We start from the raw sequence: 12,610 nt of genomic DNA, 5'->3' as shown, positions 1-12,610 counted from the left end.
GGCACTGGTAATGCCCCCTCGATAGCCGGCAGCCGGTAGCATTGCCGCCGTCAGGGCACACAAATCCCTTGGGCCAGCGGTGCTGGAAAAGGGCTTCCTGGCACGGTGCTTCTGTGCCGTATTGCTTGAGAAAAGCCGGCAACGACAGGCCGGGCTGGAACTGGATTGGGTTACGTGCCATGAGATTGCCTCCTGTACTGTATATGATCAGTATATGCCAGTATGGCGGCAGCGTGGCTGATTAACGTGAGTAATCAGGTCAGTTTATGGTTTTGTGCTCCATATATCAAAGTCATCTCCCTGCCCATAGAGGGCGTAAATCAACCTCCCAACCCTCCACTCGCCTAAGGAGGCCCGCTTAATGCCCAAGTTAACGAACCCGGTACCTGTTCGTTACACCGTCTACATTCTTTGTGTTGTGACCTTTTTCATGTCGCTTCCGTTATCTCTGATCTACACGCCAATGGCGTTTGTCACTGCCCTCACGGGGCTCCTGAGCATGCTGGGGACCTACGATCTGTTACAGCGTCGCCATACGATTAGCCGCAACTACCCGATTATGGCCAATTTCCGTTATCTGTTTGAGGCTATTGGCCCGGAAATCCGTCAGTACTTCATTCAGTCTGACACCGACGAACGACCGTTTTCTCGCGAGCAGCGCACCATTGTGTACCAGCGTGCAAAAGACATTCTCGACAAGCGCCCGTTCGGCTCTCAGCTGAATATGTATGAGGAAGGCTTTGAGTGGATGAGCCATTCACTGGCCCCTACCCAGCTAAACACCTGTGATTTTCGCATGACCGTCGGCAAAAACTGCGCAAAGCCCTATAACACCAGCGTATTCAACATTTCGGCCATGAGCTTTGGTTCACTGTCGGCGAACGCCATCCTCAGCCTGAACACCGGTGCCAGAAAAGGCCACTTCTACCACGACACCGGCGAAGGCTCTATCAGCCGCTATCACCGCCAGCCAGGAGGCGACCTGGTTTGGGAGATCGGTTCCGGATACTTCGGCTGCCGCAACAAAGACGGCAGCTTTAATGCCGAACGCTTTGCTGAAAACGCCCAACTCGATCAGGTAAAAATGATTGAACTCAAACTATCTCAAGGCGCCAAACCAGGGCACGGCGGTATCTTGCCCGGTGCAAAAGTAACACCGGAGATTGCTGAGGCCCGCGGCGTTGAAGTGGGTAAAGACTGCGTATCACCTGCAGCGCATTCAGAGTTTTCGACGCCCATCGAAATGCTAGAGTTTATTGATCAGTTGCGTGAGCTGTCTGGAGGTAAGCCGGTGGGCTTCAAGCTCGCCCTGGGTCACCCGTGGGAGTGGTTCGCCATTGTAAAAGCCATGCTGAAAACTGGAAGACGGCCTGACTTTATCGTCGTGGATGGCGGCGAAGGTGGCACTGGCGCGGCGCCGCTTGAATTTATCAACCGCCTGGGCATGCCAATGACCGATGCCCTGCTACTGGTACACAACAGCCTGGTGGGCTGCAACCTGCGTGAAAACATCGCCATCGGCGCCGCAGGGAAAATCACCTCGGCGTTTAACATCGCCCGCACGCTGGCGCTTGGGGCCGACTGGTGCAACTCAGCGCGCGGCTACATGTTCTCGCTGGGCTGCATTCAAGCCATGAATTGCCACACTGGCCGCTGTCCTAGCGGCGTTGCTACTCAAGACCCAAGACGCGGTGAAAAAATCGATGTACCCCTGAAAAGTGAACGGGTTTACAACTTCCATAAAAACACCCTGGAAGCCCTGCAAAATCTGCTGCAAGCGGGCGGGCTGAACCACCCCTCCGAGCTAGGCCCGGAACATATCATTCGCCGGGTATCGAAAACCGAAGTTGCCTCCTATCTGGACCTGTTTCCGTTTATCGAGCCTGGTGCGCTGCTGAAAGGCAACACCGGCCTGACCGTATTCGACAAGTACTGGAGAGTATCTAATCCGGATAGCTTCGCCCCACCCGAATTCGTGTCCAAACTGCGAGAAACAAAATTACGTTAATGCGCGCTAAAACCCGCACATTTTCGCCGGTTGGTGTTTCTTTTTGGAATCTTCTCGTGTAATATTCGCTCCCGCTAAGCCACTGAGATTCCTCTTTAAGTCTCATTGGTCTACGCCGCCAAAACACCATTTTTGGCAGGCAGAAATTAGCAAATCGGGGCGTAGCGCAGCTTGGTAGCGCACTTGCATGGGGTGCAAGGGGTCGTAGGTTCAAATCCTACCGTCCCGACCAAATACCCTAGAAAATCCAATCACTTAACGGCGGTTGGATTTTTTTATGGCCGACACTTCTTCTCGGCCTTCGTTTTTGCCCCACCTTTTGCCCCACCAATAACGGCAAGTCGATTGATTCGAATTTTCTGAACCACGCCCACACCTTGCCTTGCCCAACCTACTCAAGTAAAACAACGGTATAACGAGTGGTTAGTAGCCGACACGCCCGCGGTCTTACCAGTAACACTCTGAAACAAACAAAACGCACGAAACGACACAGCCTGTCGCTCCGTGTCTTTACGCTGTATTAGCAGCCAAGAAAGCCGCTACTTTGCAAAGGGAACATCTGAACAATGCACAACACGGAACAGCAATTCCTTAAAGCTCTGGACGACAAACTCTGGAAAGCCGCCGACAAGCTCCGCGCTAACCTAGACGCAGCCAACTACAAACACGTAGTGCTAGGCCTGATCTTCTTGAAGTACGTCTCTGACGCCTTCGAGGAGCGCCAGGAAGAGTTGCTGGAGTTGTTCAAGACCGACAGCGACGACAACATCTACTTAATGCCCCGGGAAGACTTCGATAACGACGAGGAATACCAACAGGCGCTGATTAAAGAGCTGGAAGTATTAGATTACTACCGTGAAGTCAACGTGTTCTGGGTACCCAAACCGGGCCGCTGGAACACCCTGAAAGAGAAAGCGGTACTCCCCGTAGGCACTGTTCTCTGGCAAGACGATGTTGGCAATGATGTAAAACTGCGCTCCGTTTCCTGGCTGATCGACAATGCCCTGGAAGACATCGAAAAGAGCAACACAAAGCTCAAAGGCATTCTGAACCGAATCAGCCAGTATCAGCTCGATAACGACAAGCTGCTAGGCCTGATCAACACCTTCTCCGACACTTCGTTCACCAAGCCGATTTTTGAAGGTGAAAAGCTGGAGCTGCAAAGCAAAGACATCCTCGGACATGTGTACGAATACTTTCTGGGCCAATTCGCCCTGGCTGAAGGTAAGCAGGGCGGCCAGTATTACACGCCGAAAAGCATCGTCACCCTGATTGTGGAAATGCTGCAACCCTATTCCGGCCGCGTGTACGACCCCGCCATGGGCTCGGGCGGATTTTTCGTTTCCAGCGACAAGTTCATTGAACAACACGCCAGTGAACAGCACTACGACGCTGCTGAACAGAAAAAGCATATTTCCGTCTACGGACAAGAATCCAACCCCACCACTTGGAAGCTGGCCGCCATGAATATGGCCATTCGGGGCATCGACTTCAACTTCGGCAAGAAAAACGCCGACACCTTTTTGGACGATCAACATCCAGACCTGCGTGCCGATTTTGTGATGGCCAACCCGCCCTTCAATATCAAAGATTGGTGGAACGAATCCCTGACAGAAGACGCCCGCTGGAAATATGGCACTCCACCCAAAGGCAACGCCAACTTCGGCTGGATGCAACACATGCTGCACCACCTGGCGCCCACCGGCAGCATGGCTCTGCTGCTGTCCAACGGTTCCATGAGCTCCAGCACCAACAACGAAGGCGAAATCCGGAAACGCCTGATAGAAGAAGACTTGGTGGAATGCATAGTCGCCCTACCCGGCCAACTGTTCACCAACACCCAGATCCCGGCCTGTATCTGGTTCCTGACCAAAGACAAAGCCAACGGAACGGTACGCAACGAAAAGAAACGCAACCGGCAGCAAGAGTTGCTGTTCATTGACGCCCGCAACCTCGGCTTTATGCGCGATCGGGTACTGCGCGATTTCGCCGTTGATGACATCGCCAAAATCGCCGACACCTTCCACGCATGGCAGCGCGGTGATGGCTACGAAGACATAGCGGGATTCTGCAAATGCGCCAGCCTCAAGGAGATCAAAAAGCACGACTTTGTTCTGACACCGGGACGCTATGTCGGCGCGCAGGAAATAGAAGACGATGGCGAGCCCTTTGTTGAGAAGATGACACGTCTGACCGGGCAGTTGCGGGAGCAGTTTGCCGAGGGTGACCGGCTAGAAGCTGCAATTAAGCGGAATATTAGGGGGCTGGGGTATGAAATTTAAAACCAGTCGGGTTGGTGAAATAGCAGAAATTATAGATTCACTTCACAAAACTCCGAAATATAGCACCATTGGTCGACCAATGGTTCGGGCAACAGATGTGAAGTACGGTCCGTTAAAATTGGATGGAACGCATAGCGTTGATGATGAGGTTTATGAACAATTCTCACGCCGGTACAAACCATCAAGAGGTGACATTGTCATAACTCGGGTAGGGAGCTATGGAAATACTGCCTATGTAGAGGACATCGGTTTTGTCTTGGGCAGAATACATCTGCAATCATCCCCAAGATAAACCCACGCTATCTTTTCCTTGCGCTTAATTCACCTCAATTAAAACACCAGATAGACTCATCAGTCGTAGGTTCGACTCAAAAAACTTTAAGCCTAAAAGCAATTTCAAACTTGGAAATACCGAGATTTGATCGGCAGACTGAAGATTTTATAGCTGATGCTTGTGGCCAGTTGGACGACAAAATCCAGCTAAACCACCAAATCAACCAGACCCTCGAGCAAATAGCCCAAGCCATCTTCAAAAGCTGGTTTGTCGATTTGGAGCCGGTCAAAGCCAAAATCGCCACACTGGAGGCCGGCGGCAGCGAAGAAGGCGCCCTGCTCGCCGCCATGCAGGCCATTTCCGGCACCTCTCTATTGGATGCTGACGCATCCGCCACAGGCGCCTCTGAGAAACTCGCCCGCCTTCAGGCCGATCAGCCCGAGCAATACGCCGAGCTCCGCGCCACCGCAGAGCTGTTTCCGTCGGCAATGCAGGATAGTGAGTTGGGGGAGATTCCGGAGGGATGGGGCATTACTCGCACAGAAGAACTCTCCGAAAAAATTGCGATGGGTCCTTTTGGATCAAATATCAAAGTATCAACATTTGTTTCTTGTGGGGTACCAATTATAAGCGGTCAGCACCTGAAAGAAACGCTGCTCTCTGACAGAAATAACAAATTTATTACAGAGGAACATGCAGACAGGCTGAGGAACTCAAATGTGTACCCAGGCGATATAATTTTTACGCACGCTGGGACAATTGGCCAAGTGTCGCTAATACCTGAAGAAGCCGAATACTCCCGGTACGTGATTTCACAACGCCAATTTTATCTTAGAGTGGATAAGAAAAAAGCATCCCCAAATTTTATGCTGTATTTCTTTCGTTCATACCTTGGTCAGCATCTGTTGCTGGCAAACGCCTCCCAGGTAGGTGTTCCTTCGATAGCTCGTCCCTCCTCACACTTGAAGAATATAGAATTCGTCTCACCGTCATTCGAGCTAATGCAATGCTTTGAAACTATTTCTAAATCACTACTTTCCATGGCTGTATCGATGCGAAATGAATCTCAACGACTAACTGCATTGAGAGACGCCTTACTCCCCAAACTTCTCTCGGGCGAACTCTCCATTCCAGACGCTGAAACTTACCTTGCGGAAGCTGAGGAAACTGCCAATGTTTAAAATAGACCCAGCCGCCAACCGCATAAAACCACTAGAAGTAAAACGCTTCACCGACCTAGGATTTACCGAACGCAAGCACCTGCAAGAATGGCTGGAAAACTACCCCCAGGCGCTGTCCCCGGGCGAAGGTGACGAACTACTAATCATTCAAAAAGAATTTGACGGCTTCGACGACACTCGCGAGCGGTTGGATCTGCTGGCCATCGACAAAGACGGCAACCTGGTCATAATCGAAAATAAACTCGATGACAGCGGCCGGGATGTGGTGTGGCAGGCTCTGAAATACGCCAGCTACTGCGCCAACCTGAAAAAGCAGCAGGTAGTAGAGATTTTTCAGCGCTACCTTAACCAAAAAGCTCAAGTTGAAAGCGCAGAACCCGCCAATGCTGAAAAGATTCTGTTGGAATTTCTGCAAGCGGATGACTTGCAGTCGGTGCAGCTGAACACCCTGAAAAGCCAGCGCCTGATTCTGGTAGCCGCCCATTATCGCAAAGAAGTTACCAACACCGTGCTGTGGCTCAGCCAGTTCGGCGTTATTTGCCAGTGTTTTAAGGTAACGCCCTACCAGGCCGGCGCAGAATTATTCTTAAACGTGGAGCAGATAATCCCCACGCCAGAAGCGGAAGACTTCATGATCGGCATGATGGCCAAAGAAGCCGAGGAAAAGAGTGCCAGCCACGAGCAGCTTAATAGCCACCGACTGCGGCTGGCCTTCTGGGAGCAAGCACTGGATGCATTCAGTCACAGTAGCTGTAGCCTCTATAACAACATCAGCCCGAACAAAGACCACTGGCTATCGGCTGGCTCCGGGCTATCTGCAATGGTATTCAACCTAATCTTCAGCAAAAACGAAGTGCGGGTGGAGTTCTACATGTCACGTTCGCAAGCTGAAGCAAATCAGTTCGCATTTGATCGGTTGGAAAGCCAGAAGACACACATCGAAACAAAATTTGGCGCCGCGCTTACCTGGCAGCCACTGCCTAATCGAAAAGCCTGCCGAATCGTCTTTGCCAAACCGGTCAACGGCTACGACAAGGCGAACTGGCCAGAAATGATCCAATGGCTGGTGGAACATATGGTACGGCTGGAGCAAGCCCTTAGCGGCCCGCTGGAGAAGATTAAGCAGGACTTGAAAACCACAGACCTGAACAAGGAACCGGTTCAGGATGGGGAATAACGCCGGAATCTCTGGTAGCTTTGGATTTCGCGAGCAATATGCGCCGCCAAAAGGAACTCTAGACAAGGAACTGTCATGACTGAACAACAGGTACGGATTTTCACCTCAAGCGATGGGCAAGCCCAGCTTGAAGTAGCGATCGAGCGGGAGACCGTTTGGCTTAATCAGACACAGATGTGTGAGTTGTTCGGCCGCGACCAATCGGTGATCTCTCGCCACATTCGTAATGTTTTCAAGGAAAGCGAAGTTCCAGAGATGAGCAATATGCAAAAAATGCATATTGCTGAATCAGACAAGCCAGTGACTACTTATTCTCTCGACGTCATCATCTCCGTCGGCTATCGCGTCAAGTCCCAGCGTGGTGTCCACTTTCGACAGTGGGCGACCAGTGTACTCAAAGATCACTTGGTTCGAGGCTACACCCTAAACCAGCGCCGGCTCACGGAACGCGGCATTGAGTTCGAGCAAGCAGTTAGTTTGCTAAGCCGCACACTGACTAATCAAGGCATGGTTTCTACCAAAGGCGAAGCCGTTGCCCGAGTCATCAGTGACTACGCTCGTTCATGGACCCTGCTGCAAGGCTATGACGAACAACAATTGGCCGAAGTGGGTATCAAGCAGATTGATATGCAGCCACTAGAGCTGAACGAAGCACTGACGGCCATTGGCCAGCTGAAGCGAACCTTAATTGCCAAAGGCGAGGCCACCGAACTGTTCGGCCAGCTCCGCGGGGATGGCCTTACATCGGCCCTGGCTACCATAGAACAGGGCTTCGGTGATGAGCTGTTCTACCCGAACATTGCCACCCGCGCCGCTCACCTGCTCTACTTTGTAATCAAAAATCACCCGCTGGCCGACGGCAATAAGCGCTGCGGCTCTTTCCTGTTTTTGTGGTATCTGCGCCGCAACGCGTCCTTGCTGGCAAAGCCGGTTGAACAACTTATCAATGACAATACCCTAGTGGCATAGGCCCTTCTGGTTGCTGAAAGCCTGCCGGATCAGAAAACACTGATGATTCGGTTGATTGAGCATTTCATGATGCTGAAGGAGCCCGCCGAAGTTAAAGGTGAAGGGAAATAGGACTGAGATATGACGGAAGATCAGCTGGAACAACAATGCCTGGCGTGGTTTGCTAAGGGTGGCTGGGAGATAGCTCACGGGCCTGACCTGGCACCGGATGGCCCATCACCGGAGCGGGCCGATTACCGACAAGTATTGTTGCTTGCTGATCTTGAGGCGGCCATTCGCCGCATTAACCCTCACCTGCCCCAGAGCGCCGTTGAGCAAGCGGTGGATGTGGTGCGCAAACCGCAAAGCCTGGATGTGGCGATCAGCAACCGCGCCTTCCATCGACTGTTGCTGGATGGCGTACCGGTTGAATACAAACTGCCCAGAGCGTCCAATAGTGAGCCCGACAGGATGATTCACGATCGGGCGTTTCTGGTGGACTTCGGCGACGTGACCGCCAACCGCTTTCGCGCCATCAACCAGTTCACCCTCGAAGGTTCCAAGCAGCTTCGCCGGCCCGACATCATTTGCTTCATTAACGGCCTACCGCTGGCGGTGCTGGAGCTAAAAAGCCCCGGTGCTGAGAATGTCGACATTTGGGACGCCTTCAACCAGATCCAGACTTACAAAGACGAAGTAACCGACCTGTTCGCGTACAACGAAGCCGCTATTGTCAGTGATGGCTACCTTGCCCGTGTGGGCTCGCTCACCGCCAGCCAGGAGCGTTACATGCCCTGGCGCACCGTCAAGAACGAAGACGATAAGCCACTGCTAGAGTGGCAGTTGGAAACCATGGTGCGGGGCTTCTTCGACCGGGAGCTATTCCTGGATTACATCCGTTACTTTGTGATCTTCGAAACCGATGCCGAAAAACTGATCAAAAAGATCGCTGGGTACCACCAATTCCATGCCGTGCGTGAAGCGGTGCGGGCCACAGTGGTTGCCGCCAAGGATATGAGTGGCGGTGGCATCGGCGAAAAACGCGCCACTTACGGTGACGAAGTAGTGCCCGGCAGCAAGAAAGCCGGCGTGGTATGGCATACCCAGGGTTCTGGCAAAAGCATTTCTATGTGCTGTTACGCCGGCAAGTTGCTGCAACAGCCAGAAATGAACAACCCAACCCTGGTTGTGGTCACTGACCGCAACGACCTTGACGGCCAGCTTTTTGCCACCTTCAGTGCCGCCAAGGAACTGCTTAAACAAGAACCGGTGCAGGCAGAAGACCGGGACACATTACGCCAACTGCTGGCGGAACGAGAATCTGGCGGGATCATCTTCACCACGGTACAGAAATTTGCCTTGTTGAACGACGAGAGCGGCCACCCTATTCTGAACGACCGGCACAACATCGTGGTGATCTCAGACGAGGCCCACCGCAGCCAGTACGGCCTGAAAGCCACCCTGAAGAAAGACGGCACCTATAAGTTCGGCTACGCCCGCCACATGCGCGATGCCTTGCCCAATGCGTCATTCATCGGCTTTACCGGCACCCCTATCGAAAACGAAGACAAAGACACCCGCGCCGTGTTCGGGGATTACGTGTCCATCTACGATATTCAGGATGCCGTCGACGATGGCGCAACCGTGCCCATCTACTACGAATCCCGCCTGGCCAAGCTGGACATCAACCACGACGCTATCGAAGCACTGTCTGACCAGGTAGAAGAAGTCGTTGAAGACGATGAGGACATTGGCAGCCGGGAGAAAACCAAGGGCGAATGGAGTCGACTGGAAAAACTGGTAGGCGCCGGCCCCCGCCTGACGCAGGTAGCCGAAGATTTGGTGAAGCACTTCGAGACTCGCAACAGCACCATCGAAGGCAAGGCTATGATTGTCGCCATGAGCCGCGAGATTGCAGCCCATCTGTATAACGAACTCGTCGCCATTCGCCCGGAGTGGCACGACGATGACCCGGAGAAAGGCGCTATCAAGGTTGTCATGACCGGTTCCGCTGCCGACCGAGCCTTGCTCCAGCCGCACATCCACAACAAGAAAACCAAGAAACGGCTGGAAAAGCGTTTCAAGGACGTAAACAACCCGCTCAAGCTGGTGATCGTGCGGGATATGTGGCTGACCGGTTTCGACGCGCCCTGTTGCCACACCATGTATGTGGACAAGCCCATGAAGGGCCACAACCTGATGCAGGCCATTGCCCGAGTAAACCGCGTATTCAAAGACAAACCCGGCGGCCTGGTGGTGGACTACATCGGCATTGCCAACGAGCTAAAACAGGCCCTGAAAACCTACACCGACGCCAAAGGCAAAGGCTCGCCTACCCATAGCGCAGAAGAGGCTTTCGCCATACTGCTGGAGAAGCTAGACATCATCCACGGCATGTTCGCACCGAGCCCCAAAGGCAAAGGATTCGACTACGCCGGCTTTGAAACCGAGCCCTACAAATTGCTTGTGCCCACCGCCAACTACATTCTGGGCCTGGACGACGGTAAGAAACGCTTTCTGGATACCGTGCTGGCCATGAATAAGGCTTTCTCGCTTTGCGCCACGCTGGATGAAGCCCAAGCGCTGCAAAAAGAAGTGGCCTTTCTGTCCCAGGTGAAAACGGCGATCACCAAGTTCACCAGCGTAGACAAGAAGCTAACCGAGGAAGACAAAAAATCTGTTCTAAAACAGATCCTGGATAACGCGCTGATAGGTGGTGGCGTAACCGACGTGTTCGCCCTTTGCGGCCTGGACAAGCCCAATATCGGCCTGCTCTCCGAGGAATTTTTGGAAGACGTTCGGCAGATGCCCTACAAGAACTTCGCCGTCGAGCTGCTGGAAAAGCTGCTGAACGACGACATCAAAGCCAAGACCCGCAACAACGTGGTGCAGGAGAAGAAGTACGCTGACCGCTTGCAAGAAACCCTGCGCAAGTACAACAACCGGGGCATCGAAACCGCCCAAGTCATCGAAGAGCTGATCGCACTCGCGAAGCAGTTCCAGGCAGAAATGGAGCGGGATGCGGCGTTAGGCCTAAACCCAGATGAAATCGCTTTCTACGACGCTCTGGCCAGTAATGAAAGTGCCGTGCGGGAGCTGGGTGATGAGATCCTGAAGAAAATTGCCGTGGAGATTACCGACAAGCTGCGCAAATCCACCACCGTGGACTGGCAGGTACGGGAAAGCGTGCGGGCGAAATTGCGTATTCTGGTGCGCAGAACTCTGCAGCGTTACAAATACCCACCTGACAAAGCGCCGGCGGCGATTGCATTGATTATGGAACAAGCGGAAGCGCTATCAAATCACTGGACAGGATGAAGTAATGCATTACTACACGGAAAACTTTGATAACAAGCTGGACTCTATTGAAATCTACCAGCAATACCCGTTACTGAAACCCTTCGTTGGCTCTGACTACGGGACTATTTACCCCAAAATACTTTTGCGGAGAGCCACTATCTTCCGCGCGAAAGCACAGTACATATCGATACAGAAAGCTGGTACGAGAGATCAGAAGAAAACTTAAACCCTGAAGAGCAAAAGTGGATGCGCACCAGGGGTATTCTGAATAAATCTCTTCATGGCTGGAAAGCTCCAGGGCACGCTATTTACCGCCAGCTTGAGTCTGCTCTGATAAAGGCAGGTCTTCCGGCAAACGACAGCGTGTTTCGGCAGATCGCGTTTATGAACGCTTTCCAGAGGCCGGCCAAGACTGGCGCTTCCATTAAAAACTCAAAGCTGGACGTTGAAATTGCCGTAACTACCGTCGATCAGGTAATCGAAGCCATTCAACCAGATCACGTTGTGTTTGTTTCCACCAAGGCAAAAAGAACCGTAGGCAAACGCCTGAAGCAGAAATCAAAAGGGGTGCACCATCCTGCTTGCCCATGGTGGAACAGAAAACAGGATGACATAAGCAGCAAGCAACGCTTTATTGGGCTGATATCCGGGTATGTGAACGCAAAAGAGGAAACCTGATGACCTATGACGCAAGTTTCGATCAGGCACGCCTGGATCAACTCGCTGGACAATATCTAAACGATAGCAACATCACTGGTCGGGTGCTCTTCTTCAGTGAATCAGAAGTCGGCCAGCTAGACTCCGTTACCTTGCAGTTCGACGATGACGACTACGAAACCATCAAAAATTCTGGCTTCAAATTTCACCTGATGGAACTCCTGAACACGTTGCTTGAATATCGAGGCCAAAATAATCAGCCCAATGCCAGCCAAGGCATGGTGAATGTGGCAGGTAACATAATTTCCATAGAATGGTTGCCCAAAGAATCTGCTGAAGCATTCAGAAATGGATAAAACCGAAGCCTCTTCAGAACACCCATCAGTGCAATAACGATGACCGCGATCACAACGAGAACAAATAATGACTTGTGCATGGCAAAGGAGGCAGTGATATAGGCGACTTGAAGTTTGCATCGACAGCTAAAGGTCGATGAGGGCTGGATTTGATCCCAAAGTGTGTAACAATCATTGGGTCGTGCGCCTGCACGATTTTGAGGGGTATGGCGTCAGTTAGGACTGTCAAATCATTCTTGGCGTCATACCTTTCTCACCGACAGCATCTTTATAGCCCGAGTAAAACGATATTGCTTGGCTTATCTATTTCCAATCTCGTGAATGACCAGCCTGAATTGTGCAATGTTTTATGGATTTTCGATCTGAGGAAAAATCTGACTGTGTGGATATTCGGCAAATAGCAGCGCTTTTAGACCGGTGTTTACAC

The 12,610-nt window shown here is 52.1% G+C and carries 10 protein-coding genes and 1 tRNA gene; 10 read left to right on the top strand and 1 reads right to left on the bottom strand.

What is annotated here, in order from left to right; genetic code table 11:
* On the bottom strand, positions 1-181 hold a 181-nt coding region (locus A3OI_RS22260; RefSeq protein ID WP_018405252.1), incomplete at its 3' end, for a transposase.
* A gap of 180 nt (positions 182-361) precedes the next feature.
* Between A3OI_RS22260 and A3OI_RS0115995 the strand changes: the two genes are divergently transcribed.
* The 10 genes from A3OI_RS0115995 (at position 362) to A3OI_RS23235 (ending at position 12,183) form a co-directional block, all read left to right on the top strand.
* Positions 362-2,008 carry an FMN-binding glutamate synthase family protein gene (locus A3OI_RS0115995; protein WP_018405251.1) on the top strand — a complete coding sequence of 549 codons (1,647 nt, stop codon included), beginning with the start codon at positions 362-364 and terminating at the stop codon, positions 2,006-2,008.
* 155 nt (positions 2,009-2,163) lie between these two features.
* Positions 2,164-2,240: transfer RNA gene (locus A3OI_RS0115990), tRNA-Pro, on the top strand.
* A gap of 334 nt (positions 2,241-2,574) precedes the next feature.
* Complete coding sequence (locus A3OI_RS0115985; RefSeq protein WP_018405250.1) at positions 2,575-4,290, top strand: class I SAM-dependent DNA methyltransferase; 1,716 nt, start codon at positions 2,575-2,577, stop codon at positions 4,288-4,290.
* Positions 4,280-4,582 carry a restriction endonuclease subunit S domain-containing protein gene (locus A3OI_RS22865; protein WP_155903183.1) on the top strand — a complete coding sequence of 101 codons (303 nt, stop codon included), beginning with the start codon at positions 4,280-4,282 and terminating at the stop codon, positions 4,580-4,582. The genes A3OI_RS0115985 and A3OI_RS22865 overlap by 11 nt, the downstream gene beginning before the upstream one ends.
* Positions 4,567-5,745 carry a restriction endonuclease subunit S gene (locus tag A3OI_RS21290; RefSeq protein ID WP_081622961.1) on the top strand — a complete coding sequence of 393 codons (1,179 nt, stop codon included), beginning with the start codon at positions 4,567-4,569 and terminating at the stop codon, positions 5,743-5,745. Before A3OI_RS22865 ends, A3OI_RS21290 begins: the two co-directional genes overlap by 16 nt.
* Entirely contained in the window at positions 5,738-6,922 is a 1,185-nt protein-coding gene (locus tag A3OI_RS0115975) for a DUF4268 domain-containing protein (protein ID WP_018405248.1), read from the top strand. The genes A3OI_RS21290 and A3OI_RS0115975 overlap by 8 nt, the downstream gene beginning before the upstream one ends.
* Before the next feature lie 75 nt (positions 6,923-6,997).
* Complete coding sequence (gene rhuM / locus A3OI_RS20545; protein WP_018405247.1) at positions 6,998-7,891, top strand: virulence protein RhuM/Fic/DOC family protein; 894 nt, start codon at positions 6,998-7,000, stop codon at positions 7,889-7,891.
* Positions 7,892-8,011: 120 nt separating this feature from the next.
* Positions 8,012-11,188 (top strand): type I restriction endonuclease subunit R, encoded by a 3,177-nt coding sequence (locus A3OI_RS0115965; protein WP_018405246.1) that lies wholly within the window; start codon positions 8,012-8,014, stop codon positions 11,186-11,188.
* A 228-nt stretch (positions 11,189-11,416) separates the two neighbouring features.
* On the top strand, positions 11,417-11,848 hold the full coding sequence (locus A3OI_RS0115955) for a hypothetical protein (protein ID WP_018405244.1): 432 nt from the start codon (positions 11,417-11,419) through the stop codon (positions 11,846-11,848).
* On the top strand, positions 11,848-12,183 hold the full coding sequence (locus tag A3OI_RS23235) for a hypothetical protein (RefSeq protein WP_018405243.1): 336 nt from the start codon (positions 11,848-11,850) through the stop codon (positions 12,181-12,183). The genes A3OI_RS0115955 and A3OI_RS23235 overlap by 1 nt, the downstream gene beginning before the upstream one ends.
* Positions 12,184-12,610: the final 427 nt, after the last annotated feature.

Source organism: Marinobacter gelidimuriae, assembly GCF_000372805.1.
GTDB classification, from domain to species: Bacteria; Pseudomonadota; Gammaproteobacteria; order Pseudomonadales; family Oleiphilaceae; genus Marinobacter; species Marinobacter gelidimuriae.
The sequence above is the reverse complement of the archived record's forward strand: the minus strand, read 5'-3'. Positions and strand labels throughout refer to the sequence as shown.